The organism is Pseudomonas sp. GW821-FHT09D08 (assembly GCF_059416305.1).
The window spans coordinates 469899-489429 of sequence record NZ_JBWKOX010000003.1; the positions used below are offsets into that span (position 1 = coordinate 469899).

Genomic DNA, 19531 nt, shown 5'->3' on the forward strand with positions numbered 1-19531 from the left:
TTACAACAAATCGACGACAGGCACTTTCCAATGACTCTTCGTATCGCAATCAATGGTTTTGGCCGTATCGGCCGTAATGTCCTGCGCGCACTGTATACCCAAGGCTATCGCCAGGATTTGCAGATCGTCGCCATCAATGATTTGGGCGACAGCTCGATCAACGCCCACCTGCTCAAATACGACACCGTGCACGGCACTTTCGATGCAGAGGTCGCCCACGATCAGGAAAGCCTGACCGTCAATGGTGACCGGATTGCCGTCAGTGCCATTCGCAACCCGGCCGACCTGCCGTGGGCGGCGCACAAGGTCGACGTGGTGTTCGAATGCACCGGCCTGTTCACCGACCGTGACAAGGCTGCCGCCCATATTACCGCCGGCGCACGCAAGGTGATCATCTCCGCCCCGGCCAAAGGCGCGGACGCGACCGTGGTCTACGGCGTGAACCACGACATCCTGCGTCAATCCCACCAGATCATCTCCAACGCGTCGTGCACCACCAACTGCCTGGCGCCGGTCGCCCAGGTGCTGCACCGCGAATTGGGTATCGAAAGCGGCTTGATGACCACGATTCATGCCTATACCAACGACCAGAACCTGACCGACGTTTACCACACCGACCCGTACCGCGCGCGTTCGGCCACCCAGAACATGATCCCAAGCAAGACCGGCGCTGCCGAAGCGGTGGGCCTGGTGCTGCCGGAACTGGCAGGCAAGCTGACCGGCATGGCCGTGCGTGTACCGGTGATCAACGTGTCGCTGGTGGACCTCACCGTGCAGTTGAAGAAAGAAGCCACAGCCGACGAAGTCAACGCACTGCTCAAGGAAGCCAGCCAACACTCGAAGATCCTCGGCTATAACACCCTGCCGCTGGTCTCCAGTGACTTCAACCATAACCCGCTGTCGTCGATCTTCGACGCCAACCACACCAAGGTCAGCGGCAAGTTGCTGAAAGTGCTGGCCTGGTATGACAACGAGTGGGGCTTCTCGAACCGCATGCTGGATAACTGCCTGGCGTTGTGCAACGCCGAGTAATGCGGTCCTGTGGGAGGGGCAGTACAAGCCCCCTCCCACATTTGTTCTATGTAGACACAGAGAAATAGCCACTTGCCATTTCAGTTGATGATAAGCATTATCATTAACTGCAAATCGGTCTGGTATCACTGTGAGCCAATCTCGCTTCAACCAAGTCTTTCTCACCCAACGGGTGATTCTGCTACGCACCTTGCAGCGGATGGTGAATAACCACAGCACCGCCGAGGACCTGTTGCAGGAAACCTACCTGCGCGTCACCCGGGCCCTCAGCGAGCGGCCGATCGATCACCTCGAACCCTTCGTCTACCAGACCGCGCGTAACCTGGCGCTGGATCACTTGCGTTCACGCAGGATTCAAGCGCGCACCCTGCAGGAAGATGTACCGCTGGAGATCCTGCAAAGCGTCGCCGCCCCCATCAGCACCCCCGAAGACGCAACCCAGGCCGAGCAATTGCTTGAACACCTGAGCATCAGCCTCGGCCAGTTGAGCGCGCGCCAGCAGCAGATTTTCATCCTCAGCCGCTTGCACGGCTGCAGCTACCAGGAGATCGCCGATCAGTTGGACGTGTCCTTGAGCACCGTGCAAAAGGAACTGAAATTGATCATGGCCATTTGTGTAGGTGTGGCCGAAAGACTGGATCGGCCTTAAGCTTCAGCCGACAGAATTGTCGACCCAAGCTGTAGGAAAGATGAATAGAACGTGGCGAAGACCCGAGGAACACCGTGACGGACCCGAATAAACTGCGCCCCCATGAGCTGGCTCATGAGGTGTTGCAAGACACGGCTATGGACCAGGCCCTCGACTGGCTGATCGCCTTGCAGTGCCCTGCGCCCGGGCAGCAGGCCGAGTTTGAAGCCTGGCTGGCCCAAGACCCGGCCCACGTCCACGCCTTCGGCAAGGCCCAGGCCGCCTGGGGTGGCGCGCCGGTGCACAGCGCCGCCGTCGCCCTGGCCGCGCCGCGCAAGCCCAGGGGCTGGCGCCGGATCAAGCCGCACTGGAAACCGCTGGCCACCGCCGCCGTGCTGTTGATCGGCCTGTTCAGCTTCAGCAACCTGCCGGTACGCCTGCAAGCCGACCATCTCACGGTGGTGGGCGAACGCCAGCGCCTGCAATTGGACGATGGCTCGAAAGTGTTGCTGAACACCAATTCGGCGTTTTCCAGCAGCATCAAGGACCACCAGCGGATCGTTCGCCTGTACCAGGGCGAAGCCTTTTTCGAAATCATGCCCGGCCATGGCCTGCCCCTGGAAATCGACGCCGGCCCCGTGCGCGCCAGCGTGCGTGATACCGCCTTCGCCGTGCGCTACCTCAACGGCGAAGCCCAGGTGCAGGTGCAGCGCGGCGATGTCGACCTGAGCAACACCTTCGACGATGCCCGCGTGCGCCTGAGTGCCGGCGAAAGCATCCGCATCGGGCCCAAGGGCTTTGGCCAACCGGCCCGGCTGGATGCCAGCAAGGACCTGGCCTGGGTGCAAGGCCGGCTGATTTTCGAAAACTGCCCGATGAGCGAAGTGCTCGCCGAGCTGCGTCGTTACTACCCCGGCTGGATCGTCAACACCAACGACAAGCTCGCCAGCGTCGCCGTCACCGGCAACTACCGCCTCGACCAACCCCTGGATGTGGTGCGCTCCCTGGCCCACATCACCTCAGCGAAGTTGTCGGAATACCCCGCGCTGGTGATTTTGAACTAAATGAGAATTATTTTTACTCGATAGCCTTCGGCGGTACGTCTCGTCTTAGCCAATGCAACTGATTCCTATTTGGTTCGGTTCGCAACTATAAGATTCGTACCTTCCGGAGCGCTCTCGATGTCCTCTCGTTTCAACCGCCGGTCCTCCTCCCCCGTGCTGTCCTTGCTGACCGCCGCCATCCTGCTGGCCGGTTCGCCAGTGATGGCCGCCACTGCCGCCGAACCCGCCGCCCGCAGCCACGGCAACTACAGCTTCAGCATCGAGCAACAGCCACTGGTTTCGGCGCTGAACGCTTTTACCAGCGTGACCGGCTGGCAAGTCGGCCTGCCCGCCGAGCTGGGCCAGGGTGTGTCGTCCCCTGGGGTGCGCGGCGCCCTGTCGCCGGAGAAAGCCCTGGACCGGCTGTTGGTGGGGACCAACCTGAGCTACCGCAAGCTGGGCAACAACAACATCGTCCTGGAAAAGCGCACGGCGGGCAGCACCCTCAACCTGCAACAGGTGACCATCAGCGCCACCCGTAACGCGCAGGATGTGAACAGCGTACCGAGCACCGTCAGCGTGCATGATCGCGAAGAACTGGACCGCCAGAACGTCAACAACATCCGTGAGCTGGTGCGCTACGAGCCCGGCGTCTCGGTCGGCGGCGCAGGCACCCGCGCCGGCAATGCCGGGTTCAACATCCGCGGGATCGACGGCGACCGCATCCTTACCCAGGTGGACGGTGTGGAAGTGCCCGACAACTTCTTCAACGGCCCCTACGCCAAGACCCGCCGCAACTACGTCGACCCGGAAATCGTCAAGCGCGTCGAGATCCTGCGCGGCCCGGCCTCGGCCCTCTACGGCAGCAGCGCCATCGGCGGCGCCGTGAGTTACTTCACCCTCGACCCGGACGACATCATCAAGCCCGGCCAGGATGTCGGCGCACGCCTGAAGACCGGCTACAGCTCCGCCGACGAAAGCTGGCTGACCTCCGGCACCGTCGCCGGCCGCGCGCAGGACTTCGATGGCTTGCTGCACCTGAGCCAGCGCAATGGCCATGAGACCGAATCCTACGACGGCAACAACGCCACCGGCCTGGCCCGTACCGGCGCCAACCCCGAGGACGCGCGCACCACCAACATCCTGGCCAAGCTCGGCTGGAACTATGGCGATGACAACCGCCTGGGCCTGACCTATGAGAAGTACAAGGATGATCGCGACGTCAACCTGAAGAACGCGGTGGGCGGCCCGTTCATCGGCGGCCGAGGCTTCAACCTCTACCGTGATCGCCGTGGTAACGACACCATTACCCGCGAACGTTTCGGCCTGGAAAACAGCTTCGCCCTTGAGTCGCCGATTGCCGACCGGATCAAGACCAGCCTCAACTACCAGATCGCCAAGACCGACCAGACCACTGCCGAGATCTATCAGTCAGGCCGGCGTGTCTTGCGCACCCGCGACACGCTGTACCAGGAAAAACAGTGGATTTTCGATGCGCAGTTGGACAAAGCGTTCAGCCTCGGTGAAACCGATCACCAAGTGACCTACGGCACTACCCTCAAGCAGCAGAAAGTCACCGGCTCGCGCGAGGGCGGCGCGACCTGTGTGGCCGTCGGCAGTGGCTGCACCGCCATCGGCGCCCCCAGCCCGATGGCCTCCGACAGTGTGAAAAAGTCCAGCGACTTCCCCGACCCGACCATCAACACGTATTCGCTGTTCGCACAGGATCAGATCAGCTGGGACAAATGGACCTTTTTGCCCGCCGTGCGCTACGACTACACCCAGCTCAAACCCAAGCTGACCCAGGAGTTCCTCAACACCGTCAACCCGACGGGTACGGACCCGGTGAGCGACAAGGAAAAAACCTGGCACCGTGTGACGCCCAAGTTCGGCCTGACTTACGCCCTGACGGATCAATACACCTGGTTCGGCCAATATGCCGAAGGTTTCCGTACGCCCTCCGCCAAGGCGTTGTACGGCCGCTTTGAAAACCTCAACCTGGGCTACACCGTCGAGCCGAACCCCGACCTCAAGCCAGAAACCAGCAAGGGCATCGAAACCGGGATTCGCGGCAAGTTTGACGAGGGATCCTTTGAAATCGCCGTGTTTTACAACAAGTACCGCGACTTTATCGATGAGGACAACGCCGTCGTCGGCGGCACGGTCGAACAGTTCCAGGCCATCAATATCAAGCGCGCCACCATCAAGGGGGCCGAAGCCAAAGGGCGCCTGAACCTGGATGCATTCGGCGCCCCGCAAGGCCTCTACACCCAGGGTTCGGTTTCCTATGCCTACGGTCGTAACGACGATAACGGCGAGCCGCTGAACAGCGTCAACCCGCTCAAGGGCGTGTTTGGCCTGGGCTACGATCAGGACAACTACGGTGGTCTGTTGAGCTGGACCCTGGTGAAAAAACAGGATCGCGTCGACAGCAGTACCTTCCACGCGCCGGACGGCGACACCAGCGGGCCCTTCAAGACTCCGGGCTTCGGTGTTGTCGACCTGACTGCCTTCTACAAAGTCACCCAGGACGTGACCATCAACGGCGGCCTCTACAACCTCACCGACAAGAAATACTGGAACTGGGATGACGTACGCAGCTACGACAGTGTCGGCGAAGCCGCGGTGACCGGACCGGCCAACCTTGACCGCCTGACCCAGCCGGGCCGCAACGTTGCGATCAACCTGATCTGGGACATCTGACGACACCCGACTCACCTCGTCGAAATTTCAGCGGCGAGGTGAGGATTTTTTACTGTGCCGCGTCTTCTTGTTCGTCTAGTTGATAACAGCTCTCTTTAAGGGCCATAAGGCGCTCCCCCTTCTCAAGGACTTTTTCATGACCGCTTCTTCTACCGCAGAACGCCCAAGCCTGCGCTCCCAGCGCCTGAACCAGATTACCCACGAGCCACACACCAAGCTGGACGCGTTGGTGAAGGCCCACGCGCCGTTTGAAACCCAGGCCAACTTCGCGCGTTTCGTAGTGGCGCAGTACCTGTTCCAGTCGGAACTGGTGGCCCTGTACAACGATGCCGAACTGATCAAGATCGTGCCTGACCTGGCCGAACGCTGCCGCGCCGAAGCCGCCAGGCTGGACCTGGCTGACCTGGATACCGAAGTGCCAGCACCGTTCCCCGGCGCGCTGAAAAACCCGAGCAAGGCCGAGGCCCTGGGCTGGTTGTTCGTGTCCGAAGGTTCCAAGCTGGGCGCTGCATTCCTGATCAAGCGCGCCGTAGGCCTGGGCCTGAGCGAAACCTTCGGTGCCCGCCACCTGGGTGAGCCGGCCGGTGGTCGCGCCGAAGGCTGGAAAAGCTTCACTCGCACTCTCGACGCCTTGGAGTTGAGCGCCGAAGAAGAAGCCGCAGCGGAAAAAGGCGCGGTGGATGCATTTGTGCGCTTCACCGTGTTGCTGGAACAGGCGTACGCTAGCGCCCCTGAACTGGCCTGATCCCCCCACATTGAAATGCAATCAACTGTGGGGGGCTTGCCCCCGATGGCGGAGGGTCAGGTACCTATTTGTTGGCTGATGCACCGCTATCGGGAGCAAGCCCCCTCCCACATTTAAACCGCATTTCAATGCCGACTCTTTTGTTATCCCCTACTTTGCACACACCATGACCGGCAAACCCCAATCCACCTCGAAAATCGCACAGCTCCTCTTCGGCCTGCTGGCCTACGTCAGCCTGGGCATCGGGCTGGTGGCGATTGTGGTGCCGGGTTTGCCCACCACCGAGTTCATCCTCCTGGCCGCCTGGGCCGCGACCAAAAGCTCACCGCGCCTCAGTGCCTGGCTGGAAAACCACCGCCTGTTCGGACCGATCCTGTTCAACTGGCGCAACGGCAGGATCATCGCGCGCCGGGCCAAAGTCAGTGCCACCGTGAGCATGCTGCTGTGCGCCATCCTGATGCTGGTGATGCTCGACCACGGCTGGCCGATCTACCTGGCGATTGCCGGGATGAGCCTGGGCAACCTGTGGATCTGGTCACGCCCGGAACGGCTCGCACAGCCCGTGTGACGCCGGCTGTAGCCGTTCTCCTACCGCTCATCGCCTGCCTCTCATGAATTAATTTGTTACGCCGATGTTTCAGACATAGCGCTGAATGGACTTGGCCTGCACTGCGAGCCCTCCAACATGCCCATTCGTGAGTGAACCTATGTTCGACACCCTCTCTATCCGCTTGAAAATCGTGCTGCTGTCCGGGCTCTGCCTGTTGGGGGTGATTGCGCTGGTGGTCGGCATCAACATCTACAACACCAACCAGAACGATCAGTTGGTCAGCGACTCAAGCTCGCGCATGCTTACCGACGGCGTGGAACAACTGCTGCAAGCCAGGGCCGCCGAACAGGCAGTGCAACTGCAGAAAACCTTCGGCGACAGCCTGCTGGCGCTGACCGCACTGGCCGACCAGGTCAAGGACCTGCGCACCATGGCCAACAAGCGTGGCCTGGACGCCGGCGCGCTGCGCGAAGAAATCAACCAGAGCCTGAAAACCACGTTCGATCGCAACAGCAAGGTGCTGGGTTTCTGGCTGTCGTTCGAACCCAACAGCCTGGATGGCAAGGACAGCGAATTCGTCGATGACAAAGCGCGCGCCTCCAACGAAAAAGGGCGCTTCTCCAGTTATTGGAGCCGTGCCGGCGGCGAAGGCTTGAACACCGTCATGGTCGAAGAGGACCTGAACAAGACCACCCTCACCCTCAACGGTACGCCCTACAACATCTGGTACACCTGCCCACGGGACACCCGCGCTACCTGCCTGCTGGACCCGTATGAAGATACGGTGGGCGGCAAAAAGGTGCTGATGACCACCATTGCTTCGCCGCTGATCGTCGACGGCAAACTCATCGGCGTCATCGGTGTGGACATTGCCCTCACCGCCCTGCAAGCCACCACCGACGCCGCACAGAAAGACCTGTTCAACGGCGCGGCGCACCTGGAGATTCTTTCCAGTACCGGCCTGATTGCCGCCTACAGCGGCGAACCGGACAAGGTCGGCAAGAACCTGATCGACACCCTTGGCGCCGAAGGCAAGGAAATCGTGCAATTGCTGGCCAGTGACAACCGCATGATCCGCGAACAGGGCGACACTATTCGCGCCGTGTACCCGGTCAAGCCACTCGCCGATGCCAAGCCATGGGGCGTGGTGATCAAACTGTCCAAAAGCGTGATGCTGGCCGATAACGTCAAGCTGCAGGCGGTACTCGACGACGCCCAGGCCAGCGGCACGCTCAAGGCCTTGCTGGTCGGCGCCGCCGCCGGCCTGCTCGGCTTGCTGCTGATCTGGCTCACCGCCACCGGCGTGACCCGCCCGATCAACAGCGTCGCCGCCATGCTCAAGGACATCGCCAGCGGCGACGGCGATCTCACCCAGCGCCTGGCCTATGCCAAGAAAGATGAACTGGGCGAGTTGGTGAACTGGTTCAACCGCTTCCTCGACAAGCTGCAACCGACCATCGCGCAGATCAAGCAAAGCATCACCGAAGCCCGTGGCACGGCTGACCAGTCCTCGGCCATCGCACGCCAGACCAGCGAAGGCATGCAGGTGCAGTTCCGCGAAATCGACCAGGTGGCCACGGCGTCCAACGAAATGAGCGCCACCGCCCATGACGTCGCCAACAGCGCCTCCAATGCCGCCAGCGCGGCACGCGGCGCCGACCACTCGGCCCGTGAAGGCATGTCGATCATCGAGCAGAGCACCCGCGACATCACCACCCTCGCCGAAGAAGTCAGCAAGGCGGTGGGCGAAGTCGAAGCCCTGGCGGTCAACAGCGAACAGATCGGTTCAGTCCTGGAGGTGATCCGCAGCATTGCCGAGCAAACCAACCTGCTGGCGCTCAACGCGGCGATCGAAGCCGCACGCGCCGGGGAAAGCGGCCGAGGGTTTGCGGTAGTGGCCGACGAAGTGCGCAACCTGGCCAAGCGCACCCAGGATTCGGTGGAGGAAATCCGCCAGGTGATCGAACGCATCCAGAGCGGCACCCGTGGCGTGGTGGCAACCATGCACTCGAGCCAGAGCCAGGCCCAGAGTAACGCCGGGCAGATCCATCAAGCCGCGCAGGCCTTGGGCAAGATCAGTGATGCCGTAACGGTGATCAGCGACATGAACCTGCAAATCGCCAGCGCCGCCGAGCAGCAAAGCGCCGTGGCCGAAGAGGTCAACCGCAACGTCTCGGCGATCCGCACCGTGACCGAAACCCTCACTGGCCAGGCCACCGAGTCGGCGGCCATCAGCAGCCAGCTCAATGCGTTGGCCAGCCAGCAGATGAAACTCATGGATCAGTTCAAGGTTTAAGAAACACCAACGGTCAAATGTGGGAGGGGGCTTGCCCCCGATAGCGGTGTGTCAGCTACAGATAAGTAGACTGACACTCAGTCATCGGGGCAAGCCCCCTCCCACATTTTGACCGCCTACTGCTTAGAGACCCGTCCAAGCCTGCACAAACGCCGCCACATCTTCCTTCGGTGCCGTACGCGGCGGGTTCTGCGGTGTACCCAAATAAAGGAAGCCAATCACCTCCTCATCCGCCGTCAGCCCCAGGCCTTTGGCCACGTGGGCCGAATAGGACAACTCACCCGTGCGCCACACCGCACCAATCCCCTGGGCATAGGCCGCCAGCAGAATACCGTGGGCCGCGCAGGCGGCTGCCAACAGTTGTTCAGACTTGGGCACCTTGAAGTGCTCCTGCAGGCGGGCAATCACCACCACCACCAGCGGTGCACGCAGCGGGCCGTTCTGGGCCTTGTCGATGACAGCCTGGGGAGCATCGGCGTCCTGCAAACGGGCGGCTTCGGCCAACAGCGTGCCCATCTGCTCACGGGCGGCACCTTCCACGGTGAGGAAACGCCAAGGGCGCAGTTGGCCGTGGTCGGGCGCACGCATGGCTGCGGCGAACAGCACATCGCGCTGCTCCTGGGTCGGTGCCGGTTCCAGCAAACGCGGCACGGAAACACGGTTGAGCAAAGCGTCGAGAGCCTGCATTGGCCACCTCCAGAAAAAAATGTGCGGTCATTCTAGCGGGAATGAATCGGGATGCCACCAAACGATAATTGCTCTTATTCAATCCGCCCCGCCCTGTTAGACTTTGCGACCTTATTTTCAGCCTTGGTCCGGGAAACTCGATGTTTCGTTCGCTTTTTCGCCTGTGCGCAGCGTTGATGGCCTTGAGCCTGGCCGCCTGCGACGACGCCCCACGCTTCACCAAGGCCGAGCCGGGTGAAGCGCGAGCGGGCGGCGCGGCGACGGTGAACAAGCGCGACCAGAATGCGTTTTCCCTGCCCTCGGCCAACCTGTCGCCCACGCGCCGCCTGGATTTCAGCGTGGGCAACAGCTTCTTCCGCAGCCCCTGGGTGATCGCGCCGTCCACCACCACCGCCCGCGATGGCCTGGGCCCGCTGTTCAATACCAACGCCTGCCAGAACTGCCATATCAAGGACGGCCGTGGCCACCCGCCGCTGCCCGACGCGGCCAATGCGGTGTCGATGCTGGTGCGCCTGTCGATTCCCCTGTCTATCCAGGACCAGCCGCCCTACGCCAAGCTCATCGAGCAAGTCGGGGTGGTACCCGAGCCCGTCTACGGCGGGCAACTGCAAGACATGGCGGTGCCCGGCGTGCCGCCGGAAGGCAAGGTGCGCGTCGACTACACGCCGGTCAACGTCACCTTCAAGGACGGCACCGTCGTCGAGCTGCGCAAGCCCGACCTGCAAATCACCCAGCTCGGCTATGGCCCGATGCATCCAGATACACGCTTCTCCGCACGCATCGCCCCGCCGATGATCGGCCTGGGCCTGCTCGAAGCCATCAGCGACGCGGACATCCTGCGCAATACCGACCCGAAGACCGCCGACAAGGACGCCCTCGTCGGCCGCGCGAATCGGGTCTGGGATGACGCCGAGCAAAAAACCGTACTCGGGCGTTTTGGCTGGAAAGCCGGGCAACCCAACCTCAATCAACAAAATGTTCACGCGTTCTCTGGTGATATGGGCCTCACCACCTCCCTGAGACCCTTCGATGACTGCACCGACGCCCAAGTCGCCTGCAAACAGGCACCCAACGGCAATGGCCCCGATGGCGAGCCGGAAGTCAGCGATAACATCCTGCGCCTGGTGCTGTTCTACACCCGCAACCTGGCCGTGCCCGTGCGCCGCGACGTCGACACGCCGCAGGTGCTGGCCGGGAAAAACCTGTTCTACCAGGCCGGTTGCCAGGGTTGCCATAAACCGACGTTCACCACCGTTGCGAATGCCGCCGAACCCGAGTTGGCCAACCAGGTGATTCGCCCCTACAGCGACCTGCTGTTGCACGACATGGGCCCAGGCCTGGCCGACAACCGCACGGAATTCAAGGCCGGTGGCCGCGACTGGCGCACGCCGCCGTTGTGGGGCATCGGCCTGACGCAGACCGTCAGTGGCCATACCCAGTTCCTGCATGACGGCCGCGCCCGCAACCTGCTCGAGGCCGTGCTGTGGCACGGCGGCGAAGCACAAGCGGCGCAGCAGCATGTGTTGTCCTTCAATGCCGAGCAGCGCGCTGCGTTGCTGGCGTTCCTGAATTCTTTATAAGCTTCGCCCCAATTACAGAAGGGAGCTCGACATGTTCCGTCCCAAGTTGTTGTTCACCAGCCTGGCCGCCCTCGCCCTGGGTGCCTGCTCGCCACAAGACCCGCAAGCCGTGACCTCGGCGGCGATCGCCAAGCAGGTGATCCTGCCGACCTACAGCCGCTGGGTCGAAGCCGACCGCCAGTTGGCCGTCAGCGCCCTGGCCTACTGCCAGGGCAAGGAAAGCCTGGACACTGCCCGCGCCGACTTCCTCCACGCGCAAAAAGCCTGGGCCGAGTTGCAACCGCTGCTGATCGGCCCGCTGGCCGAGGGCAACCGCTCGTGGCAGGTGCAGTTCTGGCCGGACAAGAAGAACCTGGTGGGCCGCCAGGTCGAGCAACTGGTCGCCGCCCAGCCGCAGATCGACGGCACCGCACTGGCCAAGTCCAGCGTGGTGGTGCAGGGCCTGTCGGCCTACGAATACATCCTCTACGACGCCAAGACCGACATCGCCGACGAGGCGCAGAAAGCCCGTTACTGCCCGCTGCTGGTGGCCATCGGTGAGCGCCAGAAAGCCCTGGCCGAAGAGATCCTGGCCAGCTGGAACAGCACCGACGGCATGCTCGCGCAGATGAGCAAGTTTCCGAACCAGCGCTACGCTGATTCCCACGAAGCCATCGCCGATCTGCTGCGCGTACAAGTGACCGCGCTGGACACCCTGAAGAAAAAACTCGGCACGCCCATGGGCCGCCAGACCAAGGGCATCCCGCAGCCGTTCCAGGCCGATGCATGGCGCAGCCAGTCGTCCCTGCAAAGCCTGGAAGCCAGCCTCGCCGCCGCCCAGACCGTGTGGGTCGGCGTGGACAACAAGGGCCTGCGTGGTTTGCTGCCGGCGGATCAGAAGCCGCTGGCCGACAAGATCGACGCAGCCTATGCCGCCGCGCTGAAACTGTTCGCCAGCAACCAGCGCACCCTCAACGAACTGTTGAACGATGACGCCGGGCGCCAGCAGCTCAACGACATCTACGACAGCCTCAACGTCGTCCACCGCCTGCACGAAGGCGAGCTGGCCAAGGCGCTGGGGATCCAATTGGGCTTCAATGCCAACGACGGTGACTGATGATGCTCAGGCGACAGGCTTTGGCGATCGGCAGCGTGCTGCTCAGCGCACTCACGTTGGGTGGCTGGACGCTGTTCAAAGGGAAAGACAAGCACCCGCTGCTGCTGTCGGCCCGCGATGATGCAGACGGCAAGCACTATGCCGTGGGCTTTCAGCTGGACGGCAAGCAGGTGTTCGCCACCCAGGTCGGCCAGCGCTGCCACGACATCATCAACCACCCGACGCTGCCGATTGCACTGTTTGTTGCCCGCCGCCCGGGCACCGAGAGTTACCTGATCGACCTGCGTAATGGCGCACTGTTGCAAACCATCACCTCGAACGCCAACCGGCACTTCTATGGCCATGCGGTCATCCACAAGAGCGGCGATTGGCTGTACGCCACCGAGAACGACACGTCCGACCCCGGCCGTGGCCTGCTCGGTGTGTACAAGTTCGAAGGCGAGCGCCTGGTGCACAGCGGCGAGATTTCCACCCATGGCATCGGTCCACACCAGGTGTCGTGGATGCCCGACGGCGAAACCCTGGCGGTGGCCAACGGCGGCATTCGCACCGAAGCCGAAAGCCGCGTGGAGATGAACCTCAACGCCATGGAACCGAGCCTGGTGCTGATGCACCGTGACGGCACGCTGATCAGCAAGGAAACCCTCGGCCAGCAGATGAACAGCGTGCGCCATATGGGCATCGCCAGCGATGGCACCCTTCTCACCGGCCAGCAGTTCATGGGGCCGTCCCAGGAGCGCTCCGAGTTGCTGGCGATCAAGCGCCCGGGCCAGCCGTTCGTGGCGTTCCCTGTGGCCGATGAGCAGTTGCAGGCCATGGGGCATTACACCGCCAGCGTCGCCGTACACAGCGAATTGCGCCTGGTGGCGTTGACCGCACCCCGTGGCAACCGCTTCTTTATCTGGGACATGGACACTGCCGAGCTGCGCCTGGATGGACCGCTGCCCGACTGCGCAGGCGTCGGTGCAGTGGCAGACGGGTTTGTCGTCACCTCGGGCCAAGGCCGTTGCCGCTACTACGATTGCCGCCAGAAACAGTTGGTCGCCAAACCGTTGGAATTGCCGGCAGGGCTCTGGGATAACCACCTGCATCTGATCTGAGCTGCGTAGATACCGTCTAGCCAACATCGCGCCCCCGTAGCAGACGCCTTGCGGATAAGGTTTGAAAGGCAAAAAAAAAGGGCCTCGCATCGCAAGGCCCTTCTTCGGGGGTTTGAATCGTTTCAACTTTGCGGCCTCATCCCTTGAGACATCCCAAACATGAACAACAGCAACTCATGATCAGGCTTGACCGCCGCACTCGCCTTGGCGACGCGGGGCAACAGGCATTGCCCGCCACCTTGCACCGCACTGAGTACCTGTGTGCGAGGTTGCTCCCATGCGGCCAGGGCCAGGGCGGCAATGCCCATCGCCCCGACCAGGAACAGACCTCGTGCTATTTCTAGCTTCATCTGGTTAAACCCTTGATAGCGCTGCCAAACGCCGCTTCATAAAAGTAGCTGAGTTTTTCCCAGTCGGTGCTGTTCCACGACGAATGGCGACGCAGCTGCAACATGTCATGGGAGGCTGCCCGATAAGCGGTCAAGCGCTGGCGGCATTTCTCGAAGTCCAGCAGTGCCACTTCCACCTGCACCGAGTCGCCTTCGCCCGTCACCCGCACGAAAATATGCTTGATGTACAGGCAACCGTGCTGCCAGCGTCCCTTGTGCATGCGGGCCAGGGTAGCGGCCAACGCCTTGAGCAAGCGCTCGTGCACCTGCTCGCCATACTGTTCGCGACCACCGGCGGCGTACCAGTTTTCAATTTCGTCGAAGCCATCGAGGGCAGCGGTCACCAGCAGTGCCTTCCAGCGGTGCTCGGGGTCACGACGCGCCTCACAAAAGACCATTTCGGGCACGCGAACATCCAGCAGTCGCAGGCCCTTGAGGGCATCGCGCTCGCGCAATACGGTTGGGCGTCCAAACGGATGCAGCCAACTGCGGTAGATATGGCCCGTCTGACGCTTGCTGTAGAGCAAACGGCCATTGGCGCTGAGTACACGCTGTACACCACTTTCACCGCCACGCCGGCGATTGGGCTCTTCGACCCACTCGCCTTGCTGACGCCAGAAATAATCGAAGCGTTCTTCGGGAGCTACGTGACTGCCTGCTACGCACTCAACTGCCATCCTGTTACCTCTTGCGCAATACATACACCCGCCACATGGCGTAGAGCGGTATGAAGTCCAGGGATTCCTGAACACGGAATCCGGCTTGCTCGAACTCTGATTCAACAGTAGCAGCCGGTAACACAAATCTGTTCTGGTAACCTTCCTGCTCACCTGTCTTGCGACGCTTTCCTTCCAGACGCTTGCGTTTCCAGGCTTTGAAATTGCCATCGACCCACAGCGAAATGATCACGCTGTCACGGGTAACCCGCTGAAACTCCCGCAGAATTGCCTGACGGTGCGCCGGATCACCGATGTGGTGGAGCAGGCGCATACAGAAAATGCTGTCGACCGAGTTATCCGGCAAATCGATGTCGAAGGCAGACGTCTGCAAGGGCCGTACCCGTTTCACCACTTCTGCGGGCTGGGCGGCCATCGCGACCTTCAACATGGAGGCCGAATTGTCGGCGCCGATGATCACACGGTTGGGTTTTTCCGCCAGCAGCGGCCAGAAACGCCCGGCGCCACACGGCAGGTCCAGCACCAGGCCTGGCTCGCCGGCCATCGCCAACGCGCCACGGGCCAGTTGCTCGTCGCGTTTGTGTGACAACCGGCGCGCCAGATTGTCCTGATGCTTGAGCAAATATTCGTGGGCGTGCTGGTCGTCGTACTTTTCGGAAAATTCGAGCTTGATCGGGGTAGGCATCAACGGATCTCCAGTTGCTGATGCCTACAACCTTAAGCAGCGTCCTGTGATCAACAGGTCAACCCCTTGTGAAAAACTTGTCCTGTCCAATCCCATACATTTCAAGACTTTACAGACACAAGCAATATCATGGGGCCATCTTCGCCGATTTACGGGGATCTCTGGCAGGATAACGGCAGGGGGAACGCTCAGGCGTTGACCTGACTCAACTGGACGTGAAAGCGACAGCCATTGGGCTCCATGGTGCTGAGGGTAACGCTCCAGCCCTGGTTCTCGCAGATGCGCTGCACCAGTGACAAACCCAACCCCAGGCCCTCGCCGCGCTTCTCACTGCCGCGGACGAACGGCTCGAACATCGCTTCGCGCTTGTCTTCGGGAATGCCGACGCCGCTGTCCTCCACCACAAACCCGGTCGGCTCCAGGGTCAGCCGGATGAAGCCGCTTTCGGTGTAATGCAGGGCATTGCGCAACAGGTTGCCCATCACGGCATGCAGGAAGGTCGCGTTGTAGCGCGTATCCAGCGGGTCGCCCGGCTGGTAGATCAACTCCAGACCCTTGTGCTCGATGGGCTCGCGCCAGATGCCGAGCAGATCATCCGCCACCTGGGACAGATTGACCTTGGGTGACATGCTCCCGTCATCATGTTGAGCCCGGGCCAGCATCAGGAAGGTTTGCACCAGTTCGCGCATTTCTTCGCAGGCGCGGGCGATTCGCTCGACCTGGTTACGCCCACGCTGATCGATAGCCGGGTTTTCCAGCAACAATTCGCAGGAGCTGGCCAGCACCATCAAAGGCGTGCGCAGCTCGTGGCTGACATCGCTGGTGAACAACTGCTCGCGGGACAACGCCTGGCGCAGGCGCCCCAGGGTGGCGTCGAAGGCCACCGCCAACTCACCCACTTCGTCGGCCGCATAGTCCGGGGCCAGGGGCGGCGCCAGGCCCAGCAACTGGTCGCGATGCCGCACCTGACGAGCCAGGCGTACCACCGGCGCCATCACTTTACGGGCCAGCACCCAGCCGAGGAATACCGCCAGCGCCAGGCTGAGCACGAAGCCCACCAGCACCACGGCAAACAGCACGCGCTCGCGCTCTTCGAAATCGCTTTGATCCTGCAGCAGCACATAGCGCCGACCGTCGACCACTTCGACCATGGCGTGATACGACAGGGCCTCGCGGAACACCTCATGAAACCCTGGTTCCAGATGCCGCAGATCCTTGGGCAATTCAAAATCCCCGGGGCCACCGCTGAAGTAAAACAGCTGGTCGGGCTCGGGGCGGTGCCGCCAGTCCTCGACGGTGTCCATCAGCAGCAGGCGCTGCAGGTCACCGCCCAAGCCTGCCGAGATCAGCTTCTCTTCCACCAGGTGCACGGTGGCGACGATGCCCATGGCGAAGGCCCCCGCCACCAACGCACTCATCAAGGCAAAGGCGATGATGATCCGTTGGGCAAGGCTTTGCTTAAACTCCATCACGGCCCTCGGCCAAGCGGTAACCCACACCATGCACGGTTTGCAGCAACGGCTTGGCGAACGGCTTATCGATCACCTGGCGCAATTGGTGCACGTGGCTGCGCAGGCTGTCGCTGTCCGGGCAGTCATCGCCCCACAGGGCCTCTTCCAGCACTTCCCGACGCAGTACGTGGGGACTTTTCTGCATCAAGACCGCGAGCAGCTTGAGGCCGACCGGGTTGAGCTTGAGCAGGCGCCCTTCGCGGGTCACTTCCAGGGTATCGAGGTCGTAATTCAGATCGGCCACTTGCAGGGCGCGGCGACCGCCGCCTTGGGCACGGCGCAGCACCGCTTCGATGCGCGCGGCCAGTTCCGACAGGGCAAACGGTTTGAGCAAGTAATCGTCGGCACCGGACTTGAAGCCCTGCAGCCGGTCATCCAACTGGTCGCGGGCGGTGAGCATGATCACTGGCGTGTCGCGGCGGGCGTCTTCACGCAGGCGCTTGCACAAGGTGTAGCCATCGATGCCAGGCAGCATGATGTCGAGCACGATCAAGTCGTAATGCTCGGTGGCGGCCAGGTGCAGGCCCGACAAACCGTCCTGCGCACAGTCCACGGTGTAGCCTTTTAGCCCCAGGTAGTCGGCCAGGTTGGCCAGAATATCGCGGTTGTCTTCAACCAATAGAATTCGCATGGGCAGTGTCTCCGTACGCGGTAACGGCCGTGTTGGCTCGCGCAGCTTAAGGCCAAGTGTGGCTCAGGGATAGAGCTGAGAGGTACGACGATAAAGGTTTTCAACCTTGCACAGAGTTGAACAAGTTTTTCACTATAGCTTCACAAACTGACTACAGTGTCAGGCAGAAGATCGCCACCCATTGATATAAGGAACATGGACATGGGGTTTCTCAAGACGGCGCCAATGCGCTATCTGCTGTTGGTAACCGGTGCCTGGCTGGTTATTTTCCTGCTCACTCGCAGCGTGCTGCTCATCACCCATTTGGATGAAGTCGGCGGCAACCTGCTGCCGGTGTTTGGCGTGGGCCTGCTTTACGACCTGGGCTTCCTGGCCTATGCGGCACTGCCGCTGGGCCTGTATTTGCTGGTGTGCCCGCCCGCGCTGTGGCGCCGGCGCGGTCACCGCTGGTTCCTGCAGGCCGTGCTCACCGTCAGCCTGTTCGCCATGCTGTTTACCTCGGTGGCCGAGTGGCTGTTCTGGGATGAGTTCGGCGTGCGCTTCAACTTCATTGCCGTCGATTACCTGGTGTACTCCGACGAGGTGTTGAACAACCTGCTCGAGTCCTACCCGATCGGCAAACTGCTGAGCCTGCTCGCCATGCTGGCGATTGTCTTGAGCCTGGCCTTGCGCAAACCGTTCAATGCAGCGATGAGCGCCCCACTGCCGCCGATGCGCGGTCGCCTGGTGAATGCCCTGGCCCTGTTGGTGATTGCCGGCCTCAGCCTGCAGCTGATCAGCCAGGACAGCCCGCGAGCCCAGGGCGGCAACGCCTACAAGAACGAACTGGCCAGCAATGGTCCGTATCAGTTTTTCGCCGCATTCCGTAACAACGAACTGGATTACCCACAGTTCTACAAAACCCTGCCGACTGAGGTTATCGCCACGCAACTGCGTGCAGAGCTGAGCGAACCCAACGCCCGCTTTATCGGCCAGGACCCGCTGGATATCCGCCGCGCCATCACCAATCCGGGCACGCCGCGCAAACCCAATGTCGTGCTGGTGACCATCGAAAGTTTCAGCGCCAAGTACATGGGCAGCAACGGCGACGAGCGCAACCTCACGCCTAACCTGGATGCGCTGCGTAAACAGAGCCTGTATTTCAATAATTTCTATGCCACCGGCACCCGCACCGACCGTGGCCTGGAGGCGATCACCCTGGCGATTCCACCCACGCCCGGGCGCTCGATCGTCAAGCGCATCGGTCGTGAAAGCGGCTTCGCCAGCCTGGGGCAACAGCTCACGGCCGTCGGTTACGACAGCGTGTTTGTGTACGGCGGGCGCGGGTACTTCGATAACATGAACGCGTTTTTCAGCGGCAACGGTTATCGCGTCGTGGACCAGAGCAGCGTGCCCGAGTCAGAAATCTCGTTCAAGAACGCCTGGGGCATGGCTGACGAGGACCTGTATAACCAAACCCTGAAACTGGCCGACACCGACTACGCCAAGCAGCAACCCTTTTTGCTGCAACTGATGACCACCTCCAACCACCGCCCCTACACCTACCCGGATGGGCGTATCGACATCAAATCCGGGAATGGCCGCGACGGTGCGGTGAAATACACCGACCACGCCATCGGCCAATTCCTGGAAGCCGCCCGCCAAAAACCCTGGTTCGATAACACGATCTTCATCTTCGTCGCCGACCACACCGCCGGCAGCGCAGGCAAGGAAGACCTGCCCATCACCAACTACCAGATTCCGCTGTTCATCTATGCACCCAAGCTGATCGACGCACGGGAAAGCGCACAACTGGCCAGCCAGATCGACCTGGCGCCCACGCTGCTGGGCCTGCTCAACCTGAGCTACGAATCCACCTTCTTTGGTCGCAACCTGCTGCAGGACAACCCACTGCCACCTCGGGTGGTGGTCGGCAATTACCAGCACCTGGGCCTGTTCGACGGCAAGGACCTGGCCATTCTCAGCCCACGCCTGGGCCTGCGCCGCCACGACCAGGCCCTGGGTGAGAGCCAGGAGTTGCGGGTCGGCAGCGATGACCCGTTGATCCAGCGGGCGATCACCTACTACCAGGCCGCCAGCTATGGCTTCAAACAACAGTTGCTGAGCTGGAGAGCGCCCAAGGAAGAGGCCCCGGCACTGAGCACGCGCTAATCAAAACGTCCCGTACAGGTCAGTACG

Annotated in this window: 17 protein-coding genes and 1 pseudogene; 12 read left to right on the forward strand and 6 right to left on the reverse strand. The window is 61.7% G+C overall.

Annotated elements, in window-relative coordinates; all coding sequences use genetic code 11:
• Positions 1 to 30 precede the first annotated feature (30 nt).
• The 8 genes and pseudogenes from gap (at position 31) to AC07OP_RS08430 (ending at position 8997) form a co-directional block, all read left to right on the forward strand.
• Positions 31 to 1032 (forward strand): type I glyceraldehyde-3-phosphate dehydrogenase, encoded by a 1002-nt coding sequence (gene gap / locus AC07OP_RS08395; RefSeq protein WP_090400600.1) that lies wholly within the window; start codon positions 31 to 33, stop codon positions 1030 to 1032.
• 130 nt (positions 1033 to 1162) lie between these two features.
• Positions 1163 to 1681, forward strand: coding sequence for an RNA polymerase sigma factor (locus tag AC07OP_RS08400; RefSeq protein ID WP_027605496.1), 519 nt, complete (start codon positions 1163 to 1165; stop codon positions 1679 to 1681).
• A 74-nt stretch (positions 1682 to 1755) separates the two neighbouring features.
• Complete coding sequence (locus AC07OP_RS08405; RefSeq protein ID WP_098478837.1) at positions 1756 to 2724, forward strand: FecR family protein; 969 nt, start codon at positions 1756 to 1758, stop codon at positions 2722 to 2724.
• 117 nt (positions 2725 to 2841) lie between these two features.
• The gene (locus tag AC07OP_RS08410; protein ID WP_495100501.1) at positions 2842 to 5406 is read left to right on the forward strand and encodes a TonB-dependent receptor; all 2565 of its coding nucleotides are present in this window, start codon (positions 2842 to 2844) and stop codon (positions 5404 to 5406) included.
• A gap of 136 nt (positions 5407 to 5542) precedes the next feature.
• A complete protein-coding gene (locus tag AC07OP_RS08415) occupies positions 5543 to 6151 on the forward strand; it encodes a biliverdin-producing heme oxygenase (protein WP_495100500.1) in 609 nt (202 codons plus the stop codon).
• Positions 6152 to 6317: 166 nt separating this feature from the next.
• Complete coding sequence (locus AC07OP_RS08420; RefSeq protein ID WP_495100499.1) at positions 6318 to 6719, forward strand: YbaN family protein; 402 nt, start codon at positions 6318 to 6320, stop codon at positions 6717 to 6719.
• Positions 6720 to 7131: 412 nt separating this feature from the next.
• Positions 7132 to 8139, forward strand: a pseudogene (locus AC07OP_RS08425) (methyl-accepting chemotaxis protein); the annotation flags it as partial.
• Positions 8140 to 8241: 102 nt separating this feature from the next.
• Positions 8242 to 8997: a methyl-accepting chemotaxis protein gene (locus tag AC07OP_RS08430; protein WP_371263365.1), complete on the forward strand. Its 756-nt coding sequence runs from the start codon at positions 8242 to 8244 to the stop codon at positions 8995 to 8997.
• 123 nt (positions 8998 to 9120) lie between these two features.
• Here AC07OP_RS08430 and AC07OP_RS08435 read toward each other — a convergent pair whose 3' ends face one another.
• Complete coding sequence (locus AC07OP_RS08435) at positions 9121 to 9684, reverse strand: NAD(P)H nitroreductase (RefSeq protein ID WP_027605490.1); 564 nt, start codon at positions 9682 to 9684, stop codon at positions 9121 to 9123.
• A 140-nt stretch (positions 9685 to 9824) separates the two neighbouring features.
• Here AC07OP_RS08435 and AC07OP_RS08440 point away from each other — a divergent pair, with 140 nt between their 5' ends.
• The 3 genes from AC07OP_RS08440 to AC07OP_RS08450 are packed head-to-tail and all read left to right on the forward strand — an operon-like array spanning position 9825 to position 13460.
• Entirely contained in the window at positions 9825 to 11264 is a 1440-nt protein-coding gene (locus AC07OP_RS08440) for a di-heme oxidoreductase family protein (protein WP_495100498.1), read from the forward strand.
• A 31-nt stretch (positions 11265 to 11295) separates the two neighbouring features.
• Complete coding sequence (locus tag AC07OP_RS08445; protein ID WP_065939200.1) at positions 11296 to 12360, forward strand: imelysin family protein; 1065 nt, start codon at positions 11296 to 11298, stop codon at positions 12358 to 12360.
• Positions 12361 to 12362: 2 nt separating this feature from the next.
• Positions 12363 to 13460: a DUF1513 domain-containing protein gene (locus AC07OP_RS08450; RefSeq protein WP_495100723.1), complete on the forward strand. Its 1098-nt coding sequence runs from the start codon at positions 12363 to 12365 to the stop codon at positions 13458 to 13460.
• A gap of 122 nt (positions 13461 to 13582) precedes the next feature.
• Here the strand turns inward: AC07OP_RS08450 and AC07OP_RS08455 are convergent, their stop codons facing one another.
• The 5 genes from AC07OP_RS08455 to colR all read right to left on the reverse strand — a co-directional run bounded on the left by AC07OP_RS08455 (position 13583) and on the right by colR (position 17353).
• Entirely contained in the window at positions 13583 to 13810 is a 228-nt protein-coding gene (locus tag AC07OP_RS08455) for a hypothetical protein (protein ID WP_027605486.1), read from the reverse strand.
• A complete protein-coding gene (locus AC07OP_RS08460; RefSeq protein ID WP_495100497.1) occupies positions 13807 to 14526 on the reverse strand; it encodes a lipopolysaccharide kinase InaA family protein in 720 nt (239 codons plus the stop codon). The genes AC07OP_RS08455 and AC07OP_RS08460 overlap by 4 nt, the downstream gene beginning before the upstream one ends.
• A gap of 4 nt (positions 14527 to 14530) precedes the next feature.
• Positions 14531 to 15211 carry a class I SAM-dependent methyltransferase gene (locus AC07OP_RS08465; RefSeq protein ID WP_027605484.1) on the reverse strand — a complete coding sequence of 227 codons (681 nt, stop codon included), beginning with the start codon at positions 15209 to 15211 and terminating at the stop codon, positions 14531 to 14533.
• A 188-nt stretch (positions 15212 to 15399) separates the two neighbouring features.
• Complete coding sequence (locus AC07OP_RS08470) at positions 15400 to 16680, reverse strand: sensor histidine kinase (protein WP_495100496.1); 1281 nt, start codon at positions 16678 to 16680, stop codon at positions 15400 to 15402.
• Positions 16670 to 17353: a two-component system response regulator ColR gene (colR, locus tag AC07OP_RS08475; RefSeq protein ID WP_027605482.1), complete on the reverse strand. Its 684-nt coding sequence runs from the start codon at positions 17351 to 17353 to the stop codon at positions 16670 to 16672. The genes AC07OP_RS08470 and colR overlap by 11 nt, the downstream gene beginning before the upstream one ends.
• Before the next feature lie 201 nt (positions 17354 to 17554).
• Here colR and AC07OP_RS08480 point away from each other — a divergent pair, with 201 nt between their 5' ends.
• Positions 17555 to 19504: an LTA synthase family protein gene (locus tag AC07OP_RS08480; protein WP_495100495.1), complete on the forward strand. Its 1950-nt coding sequence runs from the start codon at positions 17555 to 17557 to the stop codon at positions 19502 to 19504.
• Positions 19505 to 19531: the final 27 nt, after the last annotated feature.